We start from the raw sequence: 25,420 nt of genomic DNA, 5'->3' as shown, positions 1-25,420 counted from the left end.
AGGGCAAGCTGAACAACTCCGCCGTCCTTGACATCCGACCCCACCGGCGTTATGTTGTTGACAAGGCGGCAGCCGGATTCCCCGGCTACCGCCCTGAATAAATTTTGCTCTATTTGCACCCCAAATGGAGTTTACACAGAATTTGGGATTGACCCTGATAATGTTTATCTTTGATTGTTTGGAGCGCCTCTTGTATTCCTTTTGGACAGTTAAAAAGCAAGTTTCGTATTGATGGATACAGAGAATATTCCCGTGGATTCCCATAACTTGTCCAACTGCTTTCATGAACGAGATTATTTTGAATTAAAAACTGTAGAGAAGTCCCATAGTTGCTTGAAAGAGTAGAGTCAAGTGAATGCTTGATCTCCCATTGCTGAATATTTTTTATCTGTCCTTCCGCCATCCAACGATCGCCAAAAGACTCGATTCTTTCATCAACTATGTAGCAAATGAATAAAAGTGTTATTGAATCCAATGTATTGGCGTTCCATAGTTTCATAAACATATCAGAGGCCAATCTTCTATGCTGATCTACATACTCCTTTAATCCAGTGAGTAGAGACTGTGCATTTGCGGAATATTTTCGAAATAAATCAATCCCCAATTCCAGCGTATCATCGACCACGGAACCGCCACCAACGGAGGATAGCAAATCAAAGGCATTGTCGATATTAACTTCGAAAATCTCGTCAGTATATAGCCAAGTCCTAACCATATCTTTAGAAACCTTGCGAACGCTATTTCGGATTATGTAATACAGCACAATCCGTTCATCATCAGTTGTAATTTCCAAACAATCAGAAGATGACATAACGGGAGGTTCAAATTTCTGCGAGTCCCTTGTCTTTAGAAAATCGGCATATCTTCTTTTGAGTTTAGTGCTTTCATGTGTAATAATTCCGACTTTTGTACGTGGCGCAGAAACCGCTTCGCTTACAACATCGTAAATGTAAGGAATGTCCGTATCGGAATCCAATCTGCGCAATTTATATTCATTACTTAGGAAGCCATACATATTGCTCGAATTGATTTCTGGCAATGCAATCGGAATTACCGGCACATCATCCTGATACCACAGAATACCTGCTTCATTCAAGCAGTAGGCACTTTGGTAGTAGTCAGTTGAAAGAATCGCAATGTTGACTACACTTTTTTTCAAGGCAGTTTTCACTTCTCCAGAAATCTTTTCATTGATGTCATTGCCGGGTAATGAGGAACAAAACACAGTTTGGCGAGGTATTCCTGTACCTGAGAAAAAATCAAGCAGCATATCAGCAATTGCTTTATCCGTTGAACGATGACTTATGAAAATAATCGGGCTCACCTTCTTTTCTTGCGAAAAATGCACTGTTTTCTGAGCTTCGTATTCAGCAAGTTGTTCCTTATAAGTCCTGGCAGAATTATTTAGTGTAAGGTAGTAGGGTACATTATCTGCCCACTGCACATTGATATATCCTCTTTCGCGCAGTTCTCTAAGCATACCGCGCAATTCATCATCGTCTCGCTGAGATGCCTGTTCAAAACGAACACCTAGCATTTGGACTGGATTGTCGGCTTGAAGAAGTTCTAGCAGAAGTTTTTCCGAATTTGCTGGAAGTTTTATAAAATCCATAGTTTGTCCTCACCGCAGTCTGAATGTGTTACAACCCCTTCACAATCTCCATAAACCGCTCCATAGAATATGCTCCCGGGTAGTCCGGCTGCTTGTTCTCGAACACCATGTAATACTTGTACTGTTTTCCGGCCAGCTTCGCCCACTGGTCACCGATTTTGGCTTTCTCCTTGGACTCATCATTATCAAGATGGTCGCCCTTGGTCTCCACCATCAGTATCTTTCCGCTGTTGAGCATCACGATGATGTCGGGGTAAGCATGAACGGGGCCGTTAATCTGGAAGCCCAGCCTGGAGATATTCCTGTGCCACCACTTGACGTTGCCCAATTCTGACAGTGCCCACACCACCTTGAACTCATACTCGTTCATATCTTCTTCGGCGGTATAGAGTGATTTCGGCACCATCGAGGTAAATGCCGTCGGGGAGATCACCGTTTGCAGCGCATAGTTGGGCAGGCAGGAAATCTTGTCCTGCTCCAGCCAGGTATCAAAGACGCTAGAGCGATGCTGGGCAATCAGCTCCTTCACTTTCCCCTGAATTTTTACGACATAAGGATACGGCGACTGCTCCAGCTCGGAGAGCTGATCTTCGCTCATGGTGCCGATCACCCGGTCGATGTACTCATCCAGCTCCCGGTCGTTGACGCAGTTCATCTTGGACAGCTTTTGTTTGGTAATGCCCTTACATAGAGAAAGCCGCTTTTCTGAGGGCTGGGTGTTGAACCATTCCCGGAAGAAACTGCTGTCGCCGCCAGACAGCCGCCACGCCTTTGCGGTGCTGTCTTTGCTGTCATCTACATCCACACGCGCCATCTCGGCATTGACGGTGGTGAAATCCACATGAGCGTCTTTGTCCCGCAGAGAAAAGCCACCCTCCAAATGCTCCAGTTCCAGGGTTTCGTGGGCTTCCGAAAACAGGCTGGGGCCAGTCTCCAGCATAAATTGGGGGAAGCGCAGGGCAGCTGCTTCGTCTGCAAATTCCTCATTCATTCGGAACTGATTCATTTTGTCGCGCACCTCCGATGGAGCCTGGCTCAAAGCGGTATTGTCGGCCTGGTTGATCTCGTCCTCATAGGTTTTGTTCTGTTGCAGGGCCTGTGACAGCATGGGGTCGGACTGCATAGTTCCATCCTGCACGGATTGCTCCGCCTCATGCGTTGCCGCTTCAAAACGCGCCTTCAAATCCGAGCCGTCTACCTCCGGCAGATCTGGTTCGTCAACGGGAGGCGGGACAATAGGAAGTTGCTCCGGCTCCTGGGTGGGTGCAGCCGTAATGGGCACGTCCACATCCTGTGCCCGGTAGTCGCGGCTGCTGAAACCGGCGCTGTTCAATCCGGCCACAACCTTTTCCAGCGTCTGGTGGAAGTCGGCAGAAGATGTGATGACATAGGAGAGATTCAGCACTTCACTGCTGTTCTTCTGCGTGTAGGGCAGCCGAAGCACACGGCCCAAAATCTGCTCCACATCCACGGTAGAAGTGCGGTTTGCCACCGTGGCCAGCACATAGGCAAAGGGGCAGTCCCAGCCCTCTTTCAGGGCATTCACGGTGATAATGTACCGGATGGGGCAGTCTGGGGACAGCAAGTCTACATTTTTCAACTCGTCTTTATCACCGGTTTTGATAGCAATTTCCTTTTCGGGAATACCGCCGTCCACCAGCGTTTTCTTGATTTTTTCGTATGTGGTGCTGTCCGCACTGTTGCGGGGCTGTGCCTGGAACAAAACGATGGGACGAATGTAGCGCCCGCTGGTTTCCTGTTCCCGCTTAGCCTGTGCCTCCAGCTTGGCGCGAATGGCGATAGCATCTCCATACACATCGGCCTGGGATTTCCGGTTATACACGATGACCGGCAGCTTGACCATGTTGGCCTTTTTCAGCCGTGCGGCGTCCACAAAAGAGATGATGTTGCTTTTCTTCTTGGGGGTAGCGGTCAGGTCAAACACAAAGCTGGGGTTGAAGTTTTGCAGCATTTCCACGCTCAAATCCGAAGTGGCATGGTGGCTCTCGTCCACGATGACCACTGGATTCAGATAGCGGATTACCTGGATCAGCGCCGTCTCATCGGTATCGGCCAGCAGAACGGACGGATCATCCATCCATTTTGCAAACTCGGCCAGATAGCCGTTCTCCTGATAGGCTTTGCGCCCTTCCTTTTTGCTGGTTCGGAAGGAATCATAGCTGAGAACAAACAAAGAAAGCTGTTCCGTCACCGCAGAAGGGGTAAAGTTCTGCCCCATGAGGGCCTGTTCCTTGGAGTACACCTGCACCCGCCCGCCAAAATCCACATCCAGCCGCTGGCGGTAGGGATGGTCTGGATTTTCCAGCGCCTTACGGGTCTGGGTCAGAATGGCCTCGGAGGGCACCAACCATACAACGGCCTTGGCCCGGAGCTGGGGCATGGCGTCAAAAATTGTCCGCAGAGAACTGGCGGCAATATAGGTCTTGCCTCCGCCGGTGGGCACCTTGGCACACACATGGGGCACACCGGGGAGCACATTCACATAATTCGGCATACCGCCGAAGCCTACCAGAACATTCTTTTCATTCCAGTGGGCCTGATACGCCTTTGCCGGGCTTTGCAGTTCCACCACCAGCTCCAGGTAGCGTGCAAGATCGGCAATGACTTCTTTCTGATAAGATTTCAGTTCCATTTCTTCACGCTCCTTTACAGCCGGGCAATATCTCGGGGGATTTTCTTAAAGGTGATGTTATGCTTACGCAGCGTCTCCTGGGGGATGGCGCACAGGTCAGCATAGATGGTGTAGCCCTCGGCTTTTGTCTGAACGGTAGCCAAAAAGGCGTGATCCAGCGTAGTGACACTTTCCCGCTCATAGTAGAAGTAATAGGCGGTGTTGCGGCACAGGCCCATGAAGTAGGGTTCGTCCGTGGGCTGTTCTGCGGGCAGGGGCTCTTTGGTCTCCATGAAGTAGACATATTCCCGGATTTTTTGCGGGCCTACTTCTTCGTTGAGGTCGCCGTCCGACAGCAGAAGCACAGGCCCCAGCTCATAGTAGCTGAAATTGCCGCCGGTGCCTTCCACTGCTTTTTTGCCCTCTCCATAGCCGTCAATCACCCTTTTGACGCGCTCGGCGGTGATGCTGTCGGCATAATCCTCCATTTCAACTAAGATAAATTTGCGGTTACCGCCGTCGGCCTTGTTCATATTCAGCACAGCATGGGCAGTAGTGCCTGAACCAGCAAAGGAGTCGAGAACTATATCATTATCTGAAGCTATCCATTTTACGATTCTATCAAGTAACAAAACGCTTTTTTCTGTATCAAATCCAGCATATGAGCCAGACAAAAGAATGTCCATCCAGTTGTCGCTCAACAGTTTTCCTGATTGTGGTGGAACATAATACTGGATCGTACCCGTTTCATTCATTCGGACAAAGTCTAGTTTTTCATTGGTTGCCATCAGATGCTCAATATAGTAGTCATCAATGGACATCTTATCTGCATATTCAGAAAGAAATTTTTCATAATTTCTAGTTGCTTTGCTAGCTCTTGTTTTTTCCCATCTCCATTGACCTTTTTCCGGGCAGTATCCGAAAATTTCATATCGCATAGTAGGTCTATCTGTTCCACGCCAAAACGTGTCCCACTTCCCCGCTTTTTCAATCTCAAAGTCTTTGGAAAGTTTGGGAAGTTTAGCTTGAGGATTCTTGGAATATAAGTAAATATACTCATGCCCTAATGACAATGCCTGCACAGTTTCAAACTGCGCCTGAACATTTTTTATACCTCGACGTACAGAAATACAATTTCTAAAATTTGCAACCCCAAATATTTCATCCATTATACATTTGAGATTTGCATATTCAAAAACATCAATGCTTACAAAAATAAATCCATCTTCGGCCAACAGCCGCTGCAACAGCTTCAAACGGGGGTACATCATACACAGCCATTTGTCATGCCGGGAGAGGTCCTCGCCCTCTTTGCCAACCACTTCTCCCAACCACTTTTTGATCTTGGGGTCATTGACATTGTCGTTGTATACCCATTTCTCATTACCGGTATTATAAGGCGGGTCAATGTAGATGCACTTTACCTTGCCCTCGTACCGGGGCAGCAGGGCTTTCAGTGCCTCCAGATTGTCACCGTGGATAATCATGTTTTCGCTGCCATTGTCCTCGGCGTGCTGTCCGGCTTCGTCATAGCTGTATTGGCGCTCCAGCACCCGGTAAGGCACCTCCTGGTGGTGGTTTACCACTTTATCTTTTCCAATCCATTCAAGTGTTGGCATGGGGTGTATCCTCCTTGACCCAAACAATTTGCTTTCTTTTTACTATCCCCCATGAATATACAAAAACCACCTTATCACATGAGGTCAAATCTCCACGCACAAATGCATGGATGTTTTTTGTAGTGCTTGATTTTGAAGCAACATCAATATATCGAAGTTCATCATATTTATAGGCTCCTGCGCTTTTCCTGCCGGTGTCTTTATCGGCACAGGAGCACACGGCAATTCTGTTTGAACCGCTGTATAATTCGCAAGCAATTTTCTCAATAATCAACGATTTATTTTTCTTGTTGAGAATCGAAGCCCTAAAATTTATCCACGAACCATCATATCCGCCTTCACCGTCTGGTTTGCCCGTACCGAACCGCACATCAATATCGGAAATAACAAGCAGTTTGCATCCAAAGCCACTGCACAGGTACGGAAAAACAAGACCAACAATGGTCCCTAACAGTGTTCCCCCTACGCCAATCAGCGCACACAATACATTTTCCGTCATACTTATTTTGTCTCCAAGTTCACTTCGGTTGTTTGATTGGTCGGCAGAAAGTCCACGATGTCTCCAATATTTACATTCAATATTGCGCAAATTTTCCCCAGTGTTTCCAAGGTCACTTCTTCATCGCGGTTTAGTTTTGTCATCGTATTGGGAGCGATTCCAGCCGCTCGGCGTAAGTCTGCCTTGCTCATTTTGCGATCAATGAGCAGTTTCCAGAGCTTATTGTAAGAGATGGCCATATGGGTACCTCCGGTCAGAAAATTCGACTGTATTATTATACCAGATATAGGGACTTGGGACAATTGGTTTTCGCACTCCAATACGAAAATCTCCAACTAGAACCGAGGATTCTGCAAGGCTTCCACGTATGCTTTGTCCAGCCGCCGCTGAACAAAAACAGGCACAGAAATCTGCCCGCCATCCGGACAAATCTCTGTGCCTGCTTTACCTGTTCTGGATGGTTATCATCCATCGTGTGGGAACCGGATGGATAGCCACATTGGGACGAAAAAGTCAGGGAAGCAAGTCTGAGCAACATTTGGGAACTTTATAATATCAAGAAATTTATAGATTCAGGTATGCGGCGCTTGGGTTGGACTGATGAGTAATTTTCAGAGTATCAGGGCCGGTGCAAAAATTTCCAGCAAATTCTGGGCCAATATTTCAGTGGACTTTCCAATGCAAATCTGCAGGAACTTTATCAAAAGGATGCGATAGACTGGCTTATTGAGCGAGGCTCCATACAAATTGGTAACAGCGGCCGATTGCAGGTCAGTCAATTTCGCGTTGTCTTGCTGGGAGATCTGTGTTATCACGAGGTGATTTGCCTTTTGTACTATGACAGGTCCGCGCCGGATACTACCGGCGGTATGATGGAACTATGTTCTAAGCGATCTTTCTGGTCACTGATGCCGACTATAGAAAACCATCAATTGGTCCAACGTCGAACAGAGCGTCTGCGACAAAGCAGGCGCTCCGTTTTTCTGTCCAGAGTATGTCATCTTTCATTTGATCTCCGGTTCCAGCTCATCAAATTCAGGGGTAGAGAAAAATTCTCCCAATGTGATCTCCAGACCATCGCACAGCTTTTTGATCGTGACAATGGAGATATCTTTCCGGGATTCATCCAGCATACTGTACACCGTAGACGGTGTTACTGCTGATAGCGTGGCCAATTCGTTCGGCTTGATGTTACGTTGACGGCAAATATCCAGAAATCGATTCACCACCGCCTGCTTTACTACCATATCGCACTCACCTCGATATGATAGTATTTATTTATGCGCAAACGCGTATACGCAGTTGCGTAATTTCAGGAAATAAATTATAATATACGCACAAGCGTAATTCTTTTGTGTGTAGTCGGCTGTACTAAAGAGGTGAGCGTCATGTCCATACAAACTTGCTGTTTTACCGGGCATCGTCCCCGGGCCTTTCCCTGGCGCTACAATGAAAAGGATCTGCGGTGCATGATGCTGAAATTCCGGCTAAAACGTGAGATCATCCATGCGATCAAACAGGATGGCGTCAGGCACTTTCTCACCGGTATGGCCTTAGGAGTAGATACATGGGCGGCAGAGATCGTACTGTCGCTGCGCAAACAGTTTCCCGTTACTCTGGAAGCTGTCCTTCCTTGCGAAGGACAGGATGCTAAGTGGCCGCTGGAGAGCCAAAAGCGGCATCAATCTATCATAACCCAGTGCGACAAGATAACGCTGCTTCAGACACGCTATACCCCAGACTGCTTTGACAGACGCAATCGCTATATGGTTGACCACAGCGATCTTATCATTGCGGTTTGGAATGGTTCTCCCAGCGGGACTGGAAATACAATTGCCTATGCGAGGTCTATGGGAAAGCGGATCTGTGTGATTCCTGCACACACCTGCTGGTGACGATTGTACCGATAGTGGAACAATTATACGTGTATTTCGCCGTGTTTTTCTGACAAAACTAAAATAATTAAACTTTTCGTTGAAAATCAATTGACACAGCACAGGGGATGTGATATAGTTTGTCTCGTAAAACTCTCTCTTTGTTGCGCCGGATCATCCGGCACATCTCGTCTCTCTTGTCCTGCCTGTCAGGACTCGTCCCTCTCTTACAAAATTCACCTCGGCACCACCTAATAATGTTTTATTGCCAGAGGATCTTATAAACAAGAGTACTATAATCGATTTCAAGAGTATTTGCCACGAGGTGAATACTCTTTTTTGTTTATCTAAAATCCAGGACACCAGTGTATTTGATCTATACACCGGTGTCCTTTTTCATATATATCTTCCTTTTTTCAGTATGTTGACGTCAACAAAAGCAATTACCAAGGCCCCATGGCACTGAGGGGCAGAAATCCGTGCCGAACCCCTGCAACTAGCCGCTTAACGCGACCCGCTTGGAGCCCCCGGAGACTGGCTCCCATCCCTGGTACGGCGACCAGGGATGTCCACTGCAAATGCCGTACCCGCCCCTGGATCCGGGGGCATCTCCTGCGTGGTGAGTTGCTATATGAGCCTGCTCTTTCACACGCAAACCCGCCCGTTACGCGCGGGGGGTGAACTGGTTATTTTGCGGGTTTCCCGGAAAATAACCAGTGATGGGGGCTGACACCGTGGTGGGTGCCAGCCCTGATAGGGGTCACTATATCCCCCTATACCAAAGATATGTACCGCTTTTAACTGCCCGCATGGGCTGGGGTGTGCCGTCACCCAATACGGCTATGTTTATGTTACCGAGACTTGCTGGCAGAAAGGAAAGGCTTATATGATAGACAACGCTAAAATTATGCCTCGACACAATGTGTGGAAAAATCCACAGCCGCTTGCAGATGAACCTAATCAGGTATTGAGTCTTGCAATGGGTGTCTGCGAGAAAGTGGTTTAACCATGGCAAGTATTGTATATGAGGCCAAGCAACTGGCTGATCGTCTCCGCAAAGAGATGGAAGACCGCAAGATATCGAATCAGACCTATCGTCAGTATAAAGATCGGGTAGTCAAGTTTGCCATTTGGTGCCGCAAACGGTATGGCTGTCGGCATATTGAGGAGTGCCCCGCCCATCTGCAGGACTACTCAGACTGGCTGGTAGCCCAGGGCTATAGCCCCAACACGGTACACAAGTATCTGGCCGGGGCAAGCAGAGTGTTTGGTGTACCTCTGGATTCGATCAGCAAGCCCAGGCGGGTGGTGGCCCACACCACCCGAAGCCGTGGCGTCAAGGCTGTGGATAGCCGCAGCGATGCCCAGAGGGAGGCATCTCCTGAGTTGTACGACTTTGCGTTGGCGGTGGGGATCCGTCGGAACGAGTACAAGCACCTCCGGAGCGATGACCTGGTAGTCGACGAATCCGGCTATCCCTGTGTCCGGGTCAGGCGGGGCAAGGGGGGCAAGTACCAGGAGCAGCGGATCGCACCGAAGGATGTGGGCTTCGTCCGCAGCTTCTTTGATGGTTCCGAAGGTAGGATCTTCTCGGACGAAGAGATGAAGAACAAGATCGACCTGCACCACCTCCGCGCCCTTAGGGCTCAGCGGGTCTATCACGACTACCTGGCGCGTCTGAAGAGCGACCCTGATTACCGGGCACAGCTCACCGAGGAGGTGCGCCGCCGCTGGGTACGCCTGTGCAGCAAGAGGTGGGATCCCAATTGTGTAGAGGGCAATTACTGTATCCGTGGCAACAGCCGCCGGCTGGCCCTCGCCCACGGGTTGCCTGTCAAGTATGACCGACTGGCGGTGATGGCCGTGAGTATCTTCCATTTGAGTCACTGGCGGTGCGATGTCACCGTGGCCAACTATCTATTGGCGGTCTAACCACTTCAAGCAGCTTCGTCAGTATCCCAAGATAAGTATCTCTATAAAACGGAAATAACCGATAAACTTGCAATTGCTCAAACAGCCTTTCCCAGTGATACAGAGCAAACGCCCTGGCATAGACTAAAGCAAAGGAGGGATGGCCCATCGAACTCATCGTACACTATCCCAAAACGCCAGAAAAGCAAGCGGAGCTTGACCATCTGGTCGCAAAGGTCCACGCACAATATGTGCTTGGCTACATAGAAAAACTGGACTGTCCCACCGAGCAAAAATTAAAGCTGATCGATGCCATCGCTAAGACCATTTCCGATGGTTGTAAGCATAAGGCGGGGGACTGATTGTCCCCCGCCTCGCATTTGCCTATTTGAAATATTTCTCCCAGGAGCTTTTCATCATCCGTACCGAGTTTTGTTCCCAGTTTTCCAACGTCCCGCTCGGAACGCCCAGATACTCTGCATACTGTGCTCGCGTCATACAGAGGCTTTTTCGCTTTGCCTTCACTTGTCGGCCCTGATCGTTGTACAGGAAGAGGTGGTACTCGTCCAACAATTCTGTGACCGGCACCCCAAGGATCAAGGCGATCCTCTCCATGACATTCAGAGAATAGTTCTCCCGGGTCGGATCCTCATAGTGCAGGTACGTGCTCCTTTCAATGCCGGCCAATGCAGCTACCTCCCGCTGTAAGAGCGCTTTTTTGTAGCGGTACCACCGCAGCTTGTCTGCCATGCAGGTGATCTGGTCAGGGTCGGTGTAGCGGATATTGAATTTTTCAGCCTCCAGCAGATGGTGTGGAGCAAGCAGGGGGAGGCTGTAACAGAACATCGGGGCAATCGCAATATCTCCTGATAGGTTCCGTATCAATACATACATATTCTCCGTGACATGACAGAGCATACGCCATGTTCCGTCAGATGGCGCTTGCTCTGCTACTTCAGCGTAGAAAAAGTCCGTTGTGTTAGAATAGCATTTTCAATACACCGGGAGGCATAGGTGGCCAGGCGCACGTTCTTATCTGCTTTAAAGGTAGATATCCCTTTGATGAGGCCAATGGTGCCGATGGAGATCAGGTCGTCCTGGTCCCCGGTCTGAGCGTAATATTTTTTTAACATGTGGTTCAAAGGCACAAGGAGCTTTTCTCTGCCCCATATCTTCCCTAAATATTAATCCAAAAGATAGTGAAGAAACGCTGTTTGGTAATATGCGGTTCGACAGCTATAATCGTCACTTGGATATATTCTATAACACACATATTCTGTTGCCTACATAAGCAAATGGAGCATACATGATGTATGCTCCATTTGCTTATGTAGGAGGAGGTGGTGAATCTTATGCCATTGAGTTTTCCCTATTACTACGGTCACGCCGGTGAACAATACGCTTTCTTTCGCATTCCAAAACTGCTAATCACCGATAGTCGGTTTGATGGCGTTTCCTCTGATGCAAAGCTACTGTATGGATTGCTGCTTGACCGTATGGAGCTGTCCTATCGGAACGGGTGGGTAGACGACCAAAATCGCGTCTTTATCATTTTTACGGTAGAAGAAGTCATGGAAACCCTGCGCTGTCGCTCTGAAAAGGCGGTGCGCCTATTCGCAGAATTGGACAGCAACAAAGGTATTGGTTTGATTGAACGCAAGCGGCAAGGACTTGGAAAACCGGCTATCATTTATGTGAAAAACTTTGCTGGCGATATATCCTGAACAAATCGAAAGTCCAGACTTTCGATTTTCGAAAATCATAGATGTGGCCGGAGTCTGCGCTTCTGTGACTTTCGATTTTCGAAAGTCTTGATTTTCGGTTTTCGAATTTCTTGACTTTCGAAAATCGAAATCTAATAAGACTGAGATATAGCAAGACTGAGAATAGAAAGAATACTACCCGAAAAAAGAATAACCGTAAGAAGCAACAGCTTTGTTAGAACAGGGGCCGCAAGGCTCCTTTTTTGTTGGAGGAGGTGTCCCATTGAAAACAATCGCACTGGCAAATCAGAAGGGCGGCGTGGGTAAGACCACCACAGCCGCCAGCCTCGGCATTGGTCTTTCTCGGCAAGGTAAAAAAGTTCTGCTGATCGACGCCGATGCACAAGGCAATCTCACTCAGATGTTGGGCTGGCCGCAGCCTGACGAATTATCCCCCACGCTCTCCACCCTGATGGAGAAGATCATCGCGGAGCAGCCCATCGCCCCCGGTGAGGGCATTCTGCACCACCCGTCCGGTGTCCACCTTGTCCCCGCCAATATCGAGCTGTCGGCACTGGAGGTTACGCTGGTCAACACCATGAGCCGTGAAACGGTGCTGCGGCAATATCTGTCCACCGTGGCAGACTGCTACGATTACGCGCTCATCGACTGTATGCCGTCCCTCGGTATGCTGACCATCAACGCCCTGACTGCGGCGGACAGCGTGATCATCCCCGTGCAGGCGCAATATCTTCCGGCCAAAGGGCTGGAGCAGCTTTTGCGAACCATCACCCGCGTCAAGCGGCAGCTCAACCCGAAGCTGGAGGTGGACGGCATTGTGCTGACGATGGTGGACAGCCGCACCACATTGGCGCGGGAGATCAACGCACTTGTCCGCAAGACCTATGGCGGTCATGTGTTCGCAAGCGAAATTCCCCGTTCCATCAAGGCGGCGGAGATCAGCGTGGAAAACAAAAGCATTTACGACCATGACCGCAGCGGCAAGGCGGCGCTGGCGTATGAAAATCTGACGAGGGAGGTGTTGAGCCTTGGCAAGCAAATTAAGCGGCATCGAACTGACCCGGTACGATGACCTGTTCAAAACAGACGCGGAGCGTGAAGCCGACCGGCAGGAGCGGATTCAGATCGTTCCCGCAGCAGAGGTTTTCCCGTATTCCCGCCAACCGTACACCATCGACCGTCCCACACCCGATTTGGTGCGGCTCATGGACAGCATTGAGCATATCGGTATCGCTGAGCCTCTGATCGTCCGCCCCCGTGATGCTGGCGGATATGAGATCATTTCCGGCCACCGGCGCGATTACTGTGCGAAGGCTGTGGGGCTGGATACCCGCCCCGTCCTCGTCCGCAATTACAGCGACGAGGAAGCGGACATTTTGGTCGTGGACTACAACATCAACCGTGAGGACTTACTGCCCAGCGAAAAAGCCAAAGCCTACAAGCTGAAGCTGGATGCCATGAAGCGGCAGGGCCAGCGGACAGATCTAACTTCTCTCCAAGTTGGAGAGAAGTTAAACAAGAAAACATCGGTAAAAATTCTCGCTGAGCAAGCAACTGATAATGTAACTTCAATCCAGCGATATGTGCGCCTGAATAAGCTGATTCCGCCGCTGCTGGACGCAGTGGATACAGGAACGCTCAAGTTCGTTCCCGCGGCGGATTTCCTTTCCCACCTGTCCGAAAAAGAACAGACTTACCTCCTGTTGGTCATGGAGCGCGATGAAGTATCCCCGTCGCTGGGACAGGCCCAACGGCTCAAGCAGCTCAGCGGTGAGGGTAAGCTGGAGAATAACATCATCGACCTCATCATGCGGGAGGAAAAGCCGTTGGAGCGCAAGGTCACGATTCGCAACGACCGCCTGCAAAAATACTTTCCCGCCAGCTACACCCCGAAGCAGATGGAGGATGTCATCATCAAGCTGCTGGAGGGCTGGCACCGCAAGCGTCAGCAGGAACAGGCGCGATGAGGAGGTGAAATCATGTATCGAAATGAATTACCTGATACCTGTTTTTCCGTTCTGCCTTCTACCGGGCAGCTTATTATCATCAAAAAAGGCGAGAGTGGCTATTATCCCTCCGAATGGGATACCGGAAACTGCGAGGAAAACCGCGAGATTGCCAGCAGCCATAATGTGCGGCGCGGCATTACGGATATTCAGGAAGCGGCAATGCTGGCAGGCTCCATGTTCGGCTGGAATACACCGGGCGCGAACCCGCAATGGTATTTGGACAATGCAAGATATGTGAATTCCAACATCGTCCAAGGCCATATCAAAGACCCAATCATGAGCGTGTACTATCCCGTCAGCAGTTTCCTGCTGCGCTATGAGATCATGGGCAAACAGCACTTTTATCTGCCCATGGACAAACTGCCGCAAGAGCTGATGAGCCAAAGGTCGCAGTTCATCATGCTGCCAGATCTGGTGCGTGGAGTGCCGGTCATGCCGGTGACAGCGACCTTTGCACAAAACAGGAGCTGCACCGTCCAGTTAGAACACGGTAGCTATGTAGTGGGGGAAATGGTCAATCAGGAATACCACATCACCGCCCGCGTCCGCGTCGGCAGTTCCGAGTTTGTCATAGGCGAATGTGAAAAAGCCCCTGCCCCCTTTGTCACATGGCAGCGCAACTGCAAAAACGACGGGGACGGCCCACCCAATTTCTTTTGGGGGCATTACCGCTCTGACCGTTCTTCCTGCATCGAGGATTTCTGTGAACGGGTCGGAAATGAATACAAAAAGCAACAAAATCGCACCACGCCGAAAAAAGAAAGAGGTGAAGCACGATGAGTGACCGTGAGTCGGCAAACATCATGAGAGAAAGGTTGACCGTTTTATGCGTTAAGCCAGGGGAGAAACCCAAATGTATTGAAATTGAAAGCGGCCTTGATGCGTTGCAGCGAGCGGTTGGAGGCTATATCGAAGCCGTATACCCGTATGAAGATCCTGTGGCGCTGATTGTAAATGAAGAAGGAAAGCTGAACGGTTTGCCGTTGAACCGTGCGCTCCGGGATGAGGATAACGATATTTATGATATTGTGGCGGGGCCTTTTCTGGTTGTCGGCCTTGGGGAATCTAATTTTACGTCCTTAACACCTGCACTGATGGAGAAATATAAAAAGTTATTTCATTGCCCGGAAGCCTTTATTAAGATGGGTGAACGTTTGACCGTCATTCCCATGCCGGAGCCGCAGGCCCGCAAATCTACAAAAGACCGAGGTGAAGCCAGATGACAGACCGTGAACCCGTAGACATCATGGGCGTTATCGCTTTTCCAAACCCTAACAAGGATGAGCGCATGATCCGCTTCATCGACAGCGAATACCACACGCTGTTTAGCATCCAAGACGGAGAAAGCATCGTCATCACTCGCTTTGACGGTGAAAAGATGGTTTTCCCTTGCAAGTACATTGACGATTATCATGTTTGCATCGGTAATTCTGCCTATCATATCTGCGAATTCGCGGAAATGCAGGAACGTAACGGCAACACTTATGTTCCCGGAACGCCAAAAATCAGCGCCGAGATTGGCACCTATGAAATCTATCAAATTTCCGCAACCGCTGATGTGGACTACTGTTTCCGGTCTTATGAAGCGGCGAAGGGGAAACTTCGGAGTGCTGATTATCAGCGTTCTTACGCCGGTATGTACGCAAAGGAAAATTCACTGGAGGATCTGTGGGCAAAGCACAATAGAGACCATCGCCCCTTTGCCCGTCGGATGCGTTCCCTGTCTGTAAGCGACATCGTGGTGCTGACGCAAGGTGGAAAGAAAACCGCCTACTACACGGATAGCGTTGGTTTCAAGGAAGTGCCGGAGTTTTTGATGCAGCAGAGGACACAAAAGAAACACAAAGAACGAGGTGAAGCCAGATGAGCTATGACGCGCAGAAGGTGACCTATCAGGAGGTCACGATTTTTGACCGACCGGCATTGTTTACGGAATGCCGCATTGACCGAGCCACCCTGCCGGAGGACGTATATCGCTACGAGCTGCGCCACGGGGATGAGGATTGGGGAGAACCGAGGGAGTTGGCCCGAAACCTCATGGTCAACTTCTATGGCACCGTCCTCACCCGCGAGCCGTTCCAGCTTACCATTGATGGCTGGATTCCGCTGGAGAGCGGTAGCCTTTCCTTTCAGGATGGCGGATGCCGTACCCTTGCGGAATTTCAGGAGAAATATCCCGCCAGTGATAAGGATGTCATTGACTTTTACAGCGTCAATGAGCCTGCGCTGCACAATCTCTACTTCTCCCGCAGTGAGGAACAGGACAAGACCGTGGGCTACGTGGGACATCTCCGGGGTGATTTTGGCAGCGGCAAGCAGTTTTACACAACATGGTGGCCCCACCAGCAAGATGCACTGAATACGCCGGAGTTTAAGGCCGATATTGACCGTACCGTAAACTGGCTGCGGGAGCAGCCGGACTCCCCGCTGCGGGACTTCGACAGCATGAACCGCTACTGCAACCGGTATGAGCAGATCTGCGCCATCAAGGGTGCGCTGCTTCTCTCCTGCGGCTTCATGGTAAAAACAAAGCGGTATGTGTATATGCTCCGCTGTACGCCGATCAAAGGTGATTATCAGTTTTATATTTACTGCTACCGGCGCGAAAATTTCGAAAAGGTATGTGCCGAACAGAGGAAAAATGACCGGTCACATAACAAAAAGAAATCGGAGCCGGAGCGATAAGGAGGTGCCAACTTGCCTACTAAATTTCAGCTTATCACAGAGCTATATAACCAGACTGTGCAGAGCGTCACCGGCAGCTATCAAAGCTGGACAGGCTTTCTCCGCGCGGCCTGCTATAACTACAAATGCCCCTTTGATGATCAAATTCTGATCTACGCCCAGCGCCCAGACGCCACCGCAGTCCTTGAGATGGAGCGATGGAATCGGCGGTTTGGACGCTGGGTGAATCGCGGTGCAAAGAGCATCGCGGTTTTCAGCGATGACGGCCAAAACTGTCTGAAGCTCTATTTTGATGTTTCGGACACCCATGCGTCCCGTTTTGCCCGTCCGCTGCCCATCTGGATGATGCACCCGGCCTTTGAGCCGGAGGTCATCGAAACCTTAGAAGCCACCTTCGGCAACCTGGCCGAAAAAGAAAATCTTGCGGACGCCGTGCGCTCTGCCTGCCACAATGCCGTGGCAGATAACATCACAGACTACCTGCAAGATCTCCGCGACTGCCGCGAGGACAGCCTGCTGGAGGAACTGGACGACCTCAATTTAGAGGTGTTCTACCGGGACGCGCTGGAGGTCAGTGTGGCATATATGCTGATGACCCGGCTGGGCTTACGGGCAGACGATTATTTCACCGCTGACGAATTTGCCCATGTTTACGAATTCAACACGCCGCCCACCATCAACGCCCTGGGCATCGCCACCAGCGACATCGCGGAGATGGGGCTGCGGGAGATCAGCCGCACAGTCATGCAGGCCCAGCGGGATCAGTTTTTTGCAAACCGCGCGAGAATCGGTTATGATGACCGCACAGAACAACACGAAACACCCCATGAAAGGAGCGAGCAGCATGGAGGTCACTTACAGGATGCAGAACGGCTATCAGGTGCCGAACCTGCTGATGCCGCAGACGCCGGAGGTGCATCTGGGCAAGTACGCGGAGCTGCGGAGAGAGTACCTGAAGAAGCACCGCAGGGTGCTTTACACCAACCTCAAGACCAGCGGCAAGCTGACGGAGCATCTGGCAGAGATCGAGCAGACCGCGCGGAAGATGGTGGAGCAGACCGTGGCGCAGATGGCGAGAGCCGAGGGCGTGACGGAGGCACTGAAAGCGACCGATCCCCTGCGCTGGACGGGACTGATGAACAATCTCCGGCACAGCGCGGAGGAGCTGGTGCTCAGCGACCTGATCTACGCCTGACAACCCAAGAACCCACAGAGGCAGGAAGTGATGAGCTTCCTGCCTTTGTCGATCACAGCGGAGATTATGTGCTGCTGGACCGCCTGCGCGCTGACTGCGACTACTTCCTCGGCGCAGGTGGACGCAGCGAGAAGCACCTGTGGACGGGCAGCGTTTACGCGCAGATCAGGAAAATGCGAGAGCTGTATGACGCCCTCCCGGAAAAACCGGAATGGCTGACCGCAGAAGCCATTGACCGCTACGCCGCGCAGATGGCCGCACCCTATCAGGTTGCAGCCTATCACCATATTGAAAACGGCTTTGACGATAAGCTGGACTATCAAACGCTGGAGGAAGCAGAAGCAGCAGCGCAGGGCTATGTTGCCGGTACGATGGAGGAAGATGGTTTTGCATACGACGGCGCTGCCGTCTATGACGCCGAAACACGCCAGTGCCTCTGCGTCTACGGTGATTATCCGGACGAAAAAGCGCAGGAGCAGGCAGCAGCCTTTGCGCTGGAGCACGACGCCGTAACCCCCAACGGTACGGAGCTTCCTGCTTTCCTGGATATGCACCTCATTGAATCGAATCTGCTGGATGACGGCGGGCGCAAGCACAAGCGACAGGAGATCTTTGAATACTTTCAGGCGCACAAGGGCCTTGCGGAACGCACGGAGTTCTTAAAAAACAGCTACAACGATATATGGGTGGAGGTGCTGACCGACGGTGTTCGGACAGGCTACCATGCCGAGAAAGACGGACTTTTGATGTGGGAGGGCAGCTACCTCTCCCGCACTTCGGAGTCTGTTTTTTCATGGTCGGTCATCACCGAAATGACCGGGGGCCTGATCGAGCGCGGCGAGTACAAGATCAAGCTGGGCCTGCAAAACGCCCCAATCGTTGCGGAGCAGCTTGCCCTGTTCGACATGGGCGGCGACGCCCCGGTGTACGAGACTCCGGCAGACACAGCCACCGGCATTCTGGCCCCGGCGCGCACGGTGCCGCAGGAGGTCATTGACCAGGCGCTTTACACAGCCGGAAACGAACCCGGCAGCGCCGAACGCATTGCGGTGTTCTATATGCGGGAGCATTCTGAACAGGAAAATATAGCGTTTCTGCGTCGGGAGTTTGGCACAGAAAATGGGCGCGGCATCGAGTACGAGGGCCGCAAATACGCCGTGTGGTTTATGGAAGATGGTATCCACCTCGCCCAAGGGGGCAGTGTCCGCACCGGGTACAGCAAGACCGTGGTTACATGGGAGCAGGCGTCGGTGCGAATCCTGAAACTGCTGGAGGCAGGTACTTACCTGTCAGCGGCAGAGTTGGAGCAGGCTCCGGACAAGGTGCTGCACGAAGCGATGGATGCCCTCCTGATGACAGCCCGTGACTTGAGCGACGCCGGACGCGAACGGGGCCTTTTTCCGCAGACGTTGGCCATCCATGACCAGCACAAGGGCTACCCGGAGCTGGACGAGGATATGGTTGCGTTCGCAAAGACAGAGGGCGGTCTGCAAACGCTGGCGCAGGAATATCACAATTTCCTTGACGCCTACGCCGCGGCCCCGGAGATCATGCGTTTCCGTGTCAGTGGCTATAACACCCACCGCATCGGTGTTGCGCTGGACGGCCTGCCCTACCCGGAGCGCTACTTTACTGCCCAGCCTAATTTCCTGCGTCAGTGCAAAATGTTCATCACCCAGGACGAGATCGACCATTACTTTTTGCGGGAGGGCGTCGAAAGCCGGCTGACGATCTATTCCCATTTCTGCTATTCCCTCTCGCCGGAGGAACGCCAGAAATTCATCAAGGGCAGCTTTGGTGAGTACAGCGGCGGAGCCCGCGCCGGGTATGGACACACCAAGACTTACAAAGGGCTGGACTACGAACGGGACTATAATTTCAAGAAATATGATACCGTCCATCTGACCATCCCCAATGTGGTCAAGGAGTATGAGCGCCTGATCGCACAGAAACGATTCCCCGGCGAGGATGCCATCGCAAAGATCCCAGAGTATGAGCGTGGGCAGTTGGCTCGAACCGTCTATAACGGTTTTTACAATGCGCCTGACGATGTTCCGCGTCCCTATCCCAAGGGTGCGGATTATTACGATGCGCTTCCCATGATCGAGGAGCAGCTGCAAGATAAGGGCAAGACTGCGGAAATGCTGGCGGCGTTGACCTCTCGGCTGGATGGGATGGACGAGAGTGACCGTTTCTATGATTCCGTCCGCCACGCAAGAGAGCGGCTTTCCGAATATGTGGACGGCACTTTCAGCCTGTTCAACCACCGGCATGATGCTCCTCAGCAGGAACGCAGCTTTGTGGAGCAGGTCGCAGAGGATGCAGCACGGCTTGCCGCAGAGCAGCCGCCCGCCTATGAGCGATTCAGCGTGATCGAAACGGACGACGGCTACGCCGTCTGGGACGATATTCGGGACGAAATTTATGTTGACAGCGAGGGCGTCCGTGAGACCTTCCCCAGCGAGTGGCAGGCTGAGGATTATCTGGAGCAGATCAGAAAGGCAGTCAACGAAAAGGAAGCGGCGGAATGGCTCTATGTGGAGCAGTCCAGGAACACCGCAGCGAAGCCGGAGCAGCCGCAGTCCGAACCTGTTTCAACTGCCGATCCCGTTATCGTTGGCACACGCCTGACCATAGATGGACGGCAGTTTGAAGTGGACAGCGTAGACGATCATACGCAAAATGTATCGCTGCGGGATGTGACCTTTGAAGGCGGGACGGGCTTTCCCATCTTCCGAAAGGAATCCATCGACTATGTCCGCGCTCACATGGAGCAGCCGGACATGGTGCGGGAAACCGCGGCACCGCAGACGGACGAGCCGCCTGCGGTACTCACCCCGCCGAAAAAGAAAAAGCAAAACGCGCTTGCCTATCCGCTGGACGCGAACGGCCGGAACTACCGCATCACCGATGACCACATCGGAGAGGGCGCACCGCTGGAGCGTTTTCGGCGCAATCTGGACGCGATCCGTACCCTGAAAACCGTGGAGGCAGAGAACCGCAGCGCCACCGCAGAAGAACAGGCGGTGCTGGCACAGTATGTGGGCTGGGGCGGTCTTGCCGACTTTTTTGATGAAAAAAACGCCCGGTACGGTGAACTGAAAGACCTGCTGACGGACGCCGAATACGCCGCCGCCCGCGAATCTACGTTGACGGCGTTCTTTACGCCGCCTGTGGTCATCCGCGGCATCTATGCCGCCTTGGGGCAGATGGGCTTCACACAGGGGAACATCTTGGAGCCGTCCTGCGGCATCGGCAATTTCCTCGGTATGCTGCCGGAAGATATGAGCGGCAGCAAGCTCTACGGCGTGGAGCTGGACGATCTCTCCGGACGCATCGCCAGACAGCTTTATCAGAAAAGCAGTATTGCGGTGCAGGGCTATGAGAAGACCGTCTTCCCGGATAACTTTTTCGATGTAGCCATCGGCAACGTGCCGTTCGGCCAGTTTCATGTGCCGGACAAACGCTATGACCGGCTGAATTTCCCCATCCACGAGTATTTCATCGCCAAGGCACTGGATCAGGTCAGACCGGGCGGCGTCATCGCCGTTGTGACCTCCAGCTACACTATGGACAAGCGCACCGCCAGCGCACGAAAATACATCGCGCAGCGCTCGGAGCTGCTGGGGGCCGTCCGTCTGCCCAACAACACCTTTAAGAGCGCCGCCGGTACGGAGGTCGTGTCGGACATTCTGTTCCTGCAAAAACGGGAACGAATGGTGGATATAGAACCCGAATGGGTGCACCTTGCCACCAACGAGGACGGCATCCAGATGAACAGCTACTTCATCGACCACCCGGATATGATCTTGGGCGAGATGAAGATGGTGTACGGGCCGTTCGGCCCCACGCCCACCTGTGAGCCGTACCCGGAGCAGCCGTTGGAAGCACTGCTGGCGGAGGCCGTTCAGAATCTCCACGGCGAAATCGCCGCCTACGACCGGGATGAGGAATTGGAGGGTGAGGATCATTCCATCGAGGCCGACCCCGCTGTCCGCAATTTTTCCTATACGCTGGTGGACGACCAGATCTACTACCGGGAAAACAGCCGTATGAACCCGGTGGAGGTATCCAAGACGGCAGAGAGCAGAATCCGCGGCATGATCGAGCTGCGGGACTGCGTGCGAACGCTGCTGGAATACCAGACCGAGGACTATCCCGATGAAGAAATACAAGCGCAGCAAGCCAAGCTGAATACCCTCTACGATGCCTTCACCCGGAAATATGGACTCATTAATTCCCGCGGTAACGCCATCGCGTTTGATCAGGACAGCTCTTACTTTCTGCTGTGTTCACTGGAAATTCTGGACGAGGATCGGAACCTGAAACGCAAGGCAGACCTGTTCACCAAACGCACCATCCGCAGCCACAAGCCCGCCGAAAAGGTAGACACAGCGGTGGAGGCGCTGGCACTGTCCATTGGCGAAAAGGCCCATGTGGATATGGACTATATGGGCAGGCTCACCGGCAAGGACGAAGAAGCGCTGTTTGCCGAGCTGAAAGGCGTGGTGTTTCTCAATCCTGACTACGCCGAGGGCGTAAATGAAAAGTACCTGCCCGCAGACGAATACCTTTCCGGCAATGTGCGTCAGAAATTGGCAGTTGCCCAAGGCAAGGCGGAGCAGGTCCCGCAGTATCAGATCAACGCCGAGGCGTTGGCGCGGGTGCAGCCCACCGACCTCACCGCCAGCGAGATCTCTGTCCGGCTGGGCGCTACATGGCTGGACACCGACTATGTGCGCCAGTTTATCTTTGAAACGCTGGGGACGCCCCGCAGTGTGCAATGGAGCATGAAAGTTCACTATTCCGGCATCACCGGCGAGTGGCGCATCGAGGGTAAGAGCAAGGATCGCGGCAATGTCAAGGCCATCAGCACCTACGGCACCAAGCGCATCAACGCCTATGAGATCATTGAGGACACCCTGAATCTGAAAGATGTCCGCATTTTTGATTATGTGTACGATGCCGATGGCAGGAAAACCGCTGTCCTCAACAAGAAGGAAACCGCCATCGCCCAGAGCAAGCAGGAGCTGATCAAGGATGCCTTTGCTGAGTGGATCTGGAAAGACCCGGACCGGCGCGAGGCCATCTGTAAGACCTATAATATTCTGTTCAACAGCAACCGTCCCCGTGAGTATGATGGCAGTCACATCAGCTTTTCAGGCATGAACCCGGAGATCACGCTCCGCAAGCACCAGGTCAATGCCATCGCTCACATCCTCTACGGCGGGAATACGCTGCTGGCACACGTTGTCGGTGCGGGCAAGACGTTTGAAATGGTCGCGGCGGCGATGGAGAGCAAGCGGTTGGGCCTGTGTCAGAAATCTCTCTTTGTGGTGCCCAACCACCTGACGGAGCAGTGGGCCACCGAGTTTTTGCAGCTCTATCCGGCAGCGAACATCCTTGTTGCGACCCGCAAGGATTTTGAAACCAAGAACCGCAAGAAATTCTGCGGCAGGATCGCTACCGGCGACTACGATGCCATTATTATCGGGCATTCGCAGTTTGAGAAGATCCCCATGAGTGTGGAGCGCCAGCGGGCCATTTTGGAGCAGCAAATTGATGAGATCATGTTGGGAATCCGTGAGGCAAAGGAGGCAAACGCTGAACGGTTTACCATTAAACAGATGGAAAAAACCAAGAAAGGACTGCAAGCCAAGATCGACAAGCTAAACGACCAGAGCCGCAAGGACGATGTGGTCACCTTTGAAGAATTGGGCGTTGACCGCATCTTCATTGACGAGTCGCACTATTTTAAGAACCTCTTTTTATACACGAAAATGCGGAATGTGGGAGGCATCGCCCAGACCGAGGCGCAGAAAAGCTCAGACCTCTTTATGAAGTGCCGCTACCTCGACGAGATCACCGGAGGGCGCGGCATTATCTTTGCTACCGGCACCCCCATTTCCAACAGCATGGTGGAGCTTTACACCATCCAGCGTTACTTGCAGATGTCGGCGTTGGAGGAGCAGGGCTTACAGCACTTCGACGCATGGGCGGCAAACTACGGGGAAACCGTCACCGCAATCGAGTTGTCCCCGGAGGGAACCGGCTACCGGGCCAAGACGCGCTTCGCCAAGTTTTATAACCTGCCGGAGTTGATGAGCGTATTCAAAAATGTGGCGGACATTCAGACGGCGGATATGCTCAAGCTGCCCGTGCCGGAGGCGCATTACCACAACATCGCCCTGAAACCCTCCGAGTATCAGAAAGAGATCGTGGCGTCGCTGGCGGAGCGCGCCGAGAAGGTCCGCAACCGGCAGGTGGACAGCAGCGTGGACAATATGCTGCTTATCACCAATGATGGCCGCAAGCTGGCGCTGGATCAGCGGCTCGTCAACCCCATGCTGCCCAGCGATCCCAACAGCAAAGCCGCCAAGTGCGCGGAGAATGTGTTTGAGATCTGGCGGCGCACCGCAGACCAACGCTCCACCCAAATGATCTTTTGCGACCTCAGCACACCGAAGGATGACGGCACATTCAGCGTTTATGATGATATTCGCGCGAAATTGCTGGAATTGGGCGTTCCCGAAAACGAGATCGCCTTCATCCACAACGCCAAGAGCGAGGTACAGAAGAAAGACCTGTTCGGCAAGGTGCGGAGCGGTCAGGTGCGTATCCTGTTGGGCAGCACCCAGCGTATGGGAGCAGGCACCAACTGCCAGCAAAAGCTCATCGCCTTGCACCATCTCGACTGCCCGTGGCGTCCGTCCGACCTTCAGCAGCGTGAGGGGCGCATTATCCGGCAGGGCAACGAAAACCCAGAGGTGGACATTTACAGCTATGTCACCGAGGGTACCTTCGATGCCTATTTGTACCAGCTGGTAGAATCCAAGCAGAAATTTATCAGCCAAATTATGACCAGCAAATCGCCTGTCCGCTCCGCCGAAGATGTAGACGAACAGGCGCTTTCTTATGCCGAGATCAAGGCGCTGGCCAGCGGCAACCCCATGATCAAGGAAAAGATGGATCTCGACATTGAGGTGTCCAAGCTGAAGCTGCTGAAAGCCAACCATCTTTCTCAGAAATACGCGCTGGAGGACGCCATCAGCAAGGGCTTTCCGAAACAAATCGCGGAAACGCAGGCGCGGATCGCCGGGTATGGCGCGGATATTGCCACGGTCAAGGAAAATACCCACCCAAACGCGGACGGTTTCTCTCCGCTTACGCTGGCAGGCGTCACCTACGCTGACAAGAAAGAGGCGGGCGCGGCGCTGCTGACCATGTGCCAAACGATGCTCTCCCCGGAGGCGACACAGATCGGCAGCTATCGCGGCCTGGCGCTGGAGCTGGCCTTTGATACCTTCGCACGGGAGTACCGCCTGACCATGATCAGGCAGCTCCGCCACACGGTCACGCTGGGAACCGATGTGTTCGGCAATTTGCAGCGCATGGACAATGCACTGGAGGGACTGCCCATCAAGGAGCAAACCTGCCGGGAGCAGCTTTCCAATCTGCAAACGCAGTTGGAAACCGCAAAGGCAGAGGTACAAAAGCCGTTTCCCCGCGAGGCAGAGCTGAACACCAAAACGGCACGGCTGGAGGAATTGAATACCCTGCTGAATTTAGACCACAAGGAGCCGGAGATCGTAGACGCCGAGCCGGACGAGGATCAAAGGCCGCCGGAGCGCCGCAGACCGCAGTTGGAGCGGTAAAACCA

General features: G+C 52.3%; 18 protein-coding genes and 1 pseudogene. 11 read left to right on the top strand and 8 right to left on the bottom strand.

Features of this window, described 5'->3' with window-relative positions; all coding sequences use genetic code 11:
- Positions 1-109: 109 nt before the first annotated feature.
- From ACEVJL_RS06540 to ACEVJL_RS06515, 6 genes are all read right to left on the bottom strand, one after another.
- Entirely contained in the window at positions 110-1,612 is a 1,503-nt protein-coding gene (locus tag ACEVJL_RS06540; RefSeq protein ID WP_325207169.1) for a toll/interleukin-1 receptor domain-containing protein, read from the bottom strand.
- Positions 1,613-1,640: 28 nt separating this feature from the next.
- Entirely contained in the window at positions 1,641-4,265 is a 2,625-nt protein-coding gene (locus tag ACEVJL_RS06535; protein WP_374737264.1) for a DEAD/DEAH box helicase, read from the bottom strand.
- 14 nt (positions 4,266-4,279) lie between these two features.
- Entirely contained in the window at positions 4,280-5,863 is a 1,584-nt protein-coding gene (locus ACEVJL_RS06530; protein ID WP_374737263.1) for a site-specific DNA-methyltransferase, read from the bottom strand.
- Positions 5,850-6,362 (bottom strand): hypothetical protein, encoded by a 513-nt coding sequence (locus ACEVJL_RS06525; protein ID WP_374737262.1) that lies wholly within the window; start codon positions 6,360-6,362, stop codon positions 5,850-5,852. The genes ACEVJL_RS06530 and ACEVJL_RS06525 overlap by 14 nt, the downstream gene beginning before the upstream one ends.
- Before the next feature lie 2 nt (positions 6,363-6,364).
- Positions 6,365-6,601 carry a helix-turn-helix domain-containing protein gene (locus tag ACEVJL_RS06520; RefSeq protein ID WP_374737261.1) on the bottom strand — a complete coding sequence of 79 codons (237 nt, stop codon included), beginning with the start codon at positions 6,599-6,601 and terminating at the stop codon, positions 6,365-6,367.
- 765 nt (positions 6,602-7,366) lie between these two features.
- Positions 7,367-7,609: a helix-turn-helix domain-containing protein gene (locus tag ACEVJL_RS06515; RefSeq protein ID WP_325207165.1), complete on the bottom strand. Its 243-nt coding sequence runs from the start codon at positions 7,607-7,609 to the stop codon at positions 7,367-7,369.
- 141 nt (positions 7,610-7,750) lie between these two features.
- Between ACEVJL_RS06515 and ACEVJL_RS06510 the strand changes: the two genes are divergently transcribed.
- Positions 7,751-8,257, top strand: coding sequence for an SLOG family protein (locus ACEVJL_RS06510; RefSeq protein WP_325207164.1), 507 nt, complete (start codon positions 7,751-7,753; stop codon positions 8,255-8,257).
- Between the two features lie 987 nt (positions 8,258-9,244).
- Entirely contained in the window at positions 9,245-10,168 is a 924-nt protein-coding gene (locus ACEVJL_RS06505; protein ID WP_374737260.1) for a hypothetical protein, read from the top strand.
- A gap of 363 nt (positions 10,169-10,531) precedes the next feature.
- Here the strand turns inward: ACEVJL_RS06505 and ACEVJL_RS06500 are convergent, their stop codons facing one another.
- Positions 10,532-11,041, bottom strand: a complete 510-nt coding sequence (locus ACEVJL_RS06500) for a hypothetical protein (RefSeq protein WP_374737259.1) — start codon at positions 11,039-11,041, stop codon at positions 10,532-10,534.
- A 56-nt stretch (positions 11,042-11,097) separates the two neighbouring features.
- Positions 11,098-11,280, bottom strand: coding sequence for a sigma factor (locus ACEVJL_RS06495; RefSeq protein WP_374737258.1), 183 nt, complete (start codon positions 11,278-11,280; stop codon positions 11,098-11,100).
- A gap of 219 nt (positions 11,281-11,499) precedes the next feature.
- Here ACEVJL_RS06495 and ACEVJL_RS06490 point away from each other — a divergent pair, with 219 nt between their 5' ends.
- The 9 genes and pseudogenes from ACEVJL_RS06490 to ACEVJL_RS06445 form a co-directional block, all read left to right on the top strand.
- On the top strand, positions 11,500-11,871 hold the full coding sequence (locus ACEVJL_RS06490) for a replication initiator protein A (protein WP_341461660.1): 372 nt from the start codon (positions 11,500-11,502) through the stop codon (positions 11,869-11,871).
- A 262-nt stretch (positions 11,872-12,133) separates the two neighbouring features.
- On the top strand, positions 12,134-12,943 hold the full coding sequence (locus ACEVJL_RS06485) for a ParA family protein (protein WP_374737257.1): 810 nt from the start codon (positions 12,134-12,136) through the stop codon (positions 12,941-12,943).
- Positions 12,900-13,838 carry a ParB/RepB/Spo0J family partition protein gene (locus ACEVJL_RS06480; protein ID WP_374737256.1) on the top strand — a complete coding sequence of 313 codons (939 nt, stop codon included), beginning with the start codon at positions 12,900-12,902 and terminating at the stop codon, positions 13,836-13,838. Before ACEVJL_RS06485 ends, ACEVJL_RS06480 begins: the two co-directional genes overlap by 44 nt.
- Before the next feature lie 12 nt (positions 13,839-13,850).
- A complete protein-coding gene (locus tag ACEVJL_RS06475) occupies positions 13,851-14,660 on the top strand; it encodes a hypothetical protein (protein ID WP_374737255.1) in 810 nt (269 codons plus the stop codon).
- Positions 14,657-15,103, top strand: coding sequence for a DUF3846 domain-containing protein (locus ACEVJL_RS06470; RefSeq protein WP_374737254.1), 447 nt, complete (start codon positions 14,657-14,659; stop codon positions 15,101-15,103). Before ACEVJL_RS06475 ends, ACEVJL_RS06470 begins: the two co-directional genes overlap by 4 nt.
- Positions 15,100-15,747 (top strand): YodL domain-containing protein, encoded by a 648-nt coding sequence (locus ACEVJL_RS06465; protein WP_374737253.1) that lies wholly within the window; start codon positions 15,100-15,102, stop codon positions 15,745-15,747. Before ACEVJL_RS06470 ends, ACEVJL_RS06465 begins: the two co-directional genes overlap by 4 nt.
- Positions 15,744-16,565 (top strand): LPD28 domain-containing protein, encoded by an 822-nt coding sequence (locus tag ACEVJL_RS06460; RefSeq protein ID WP_374737252.1) that lies wholly within the window; start codon positions 15,744-15,746, stop codon positions 16,563-16,565. Before ACEVJL_RS06465 ends, ACEVJL_RS06460 begins: the two co-directional genes overlap by 4 nt.
- Positions 16,566-17,211: 646 nt before the next feature.
- Positions 17,212-17,760, top strand: a complete 549-nt coding sequence (locus ACEVJL_RS06455; protein WP_374737251.1) for a TnpV protein — start codon at positions 17,212-17,214, stop codon at positions 17,758-17,760.
- 65 nt (positions 17,761-17,825) lie between these two features.
- A pseudogene (locus ACEVJL_RS06445) lies at positions 17,826-25,415 on the top strand (LPD11 domain-containing protein); the annotation flags it as partial.
- Positions 25,416-25,420 lie beyond the last annotated feature (5 nt).

The organism is Flintibacter porci, from assembly GCF_041925195.1.
GTDB classification, from domain to species: Bacteria; Bacillota; Clostridia; order Oscillospirales; family Oscillospiraceae; genus Lawsonibacter; species Lawsonibacter porci.
The sequence above is the reverse complement of the archived record's forward strand: the minus strand, read 5'-3'. Positions and strand labels throughout refer to the sequence as shown.

Coding starts and splice junctions, on each gene's coding strand:
- ACEVJL_RS06540 (WP_325207169.1), bottom strand. CDS start 1,612: ATGGATTTTATAAAACTTCCAGCAAATTCGGAAAAACTTCTGCTAGAA.
- ACEVJL_RS06535 (WP_374737264.1), bottom strand. CDS start 4,265: ATGGAACTGAAATCTTATCAGAAAGAAGTCATTGCCGATCTTGCACGC.
- ACEVJL_RS06530 (WP_374737263.1), bottom strand. CDS start 5,863: ATGCCAACACTTGAATGGATTGGAAAAGATAAAGTGGTAAACCACCAC.
- ACEVJL_RS06525 (WP_374737262.1), bottom strand. CDS start 6,362: ATGACGGAAAATGTATTGTGTGCGCTGATTGGCGTAGGGGGAACACTG.
- ACEVJL_RS06520 (WP_374737261.1), bottom strand. CDS start 6,601: ATGGCCATCTCTTACAATAAGCTCTGGAAACTGCTCATTGATCGCAAA.
- ACEVJL_RS06515 (WP_325207165.1), bottom strand. CDS start 7,609: ATGGTAGTAAAGCAGGCGGTGGTGAATCGATTTCTGGATATTTGCCGT.
- ACEVJL_RS06510 (WP_325207164.1), top strand. CDS start 7,751: ATGTCCATACAAACTTGCTGTTTTACCGGGCATCGTCCCCGGGCCTTT.
- ACEVJL_RS06505 (WP_374737260.1), top strand. CDS start 9,245: ATGGCAAGTATTGTATATGAGGCCAAGCAACTGGCTGATCGTCTCCGC.
- ACEVJL_RS06500 (WP_374737259.1), bottom strand. CDS start 11,041: ATGTATGTATTGATACGGAACCTATCAGGAGATATTGCGATTGCCCCG.
- ACEVJL_RS06495 (WP_374737258.1), bottom strand. CDS start 11,280: ATGTTAAAAAAATATTACGCTCAGACCGGGGACCAGGACGACCTGATC.
- ACEVJL_RS06490 (WP_341461660.1), top strand. CDS start 11,500: ATGCCATTGAGTTTTCCCTATTACTACGGTCACGCCGGTGAACAATAC.
- ACEVJL_RS06475 (WP_374737255.1), top strand. CDS start 13,851: ATGTATCGAAATGAATTACCTGATACCTGTTTTTCCGTTCTGCCTTCT.
- ACEVJL_RS06470 (WP_374737254.1), top strand. CDS start 14,657: ATGAGTGACCGTGAGTCGGCAAACATCATGAGAGAAAGGTTGACCGTT.
- ACEVJL_RS06465 (WP_374737253.1), top strand. CDS start 15,100: ATGACAGACCGTGAACCCGTAGACATCATGGGCGTTATCGCTTTTCCA.
- ACEVJL_RS06460 (WP_374737252.1), top strand. CDS start 15,744: ATGAGCTATGACGCGCAGAAGGTGACCTATCAGGAGGTCACGATTTTT.
- ACEVJL_RS06455 (WP_374737251.1), top strand. CDS start 17,212: ATGTTTACGAATTCAACACGCCGCCCACCATCAACGCCCTGGGCATCG.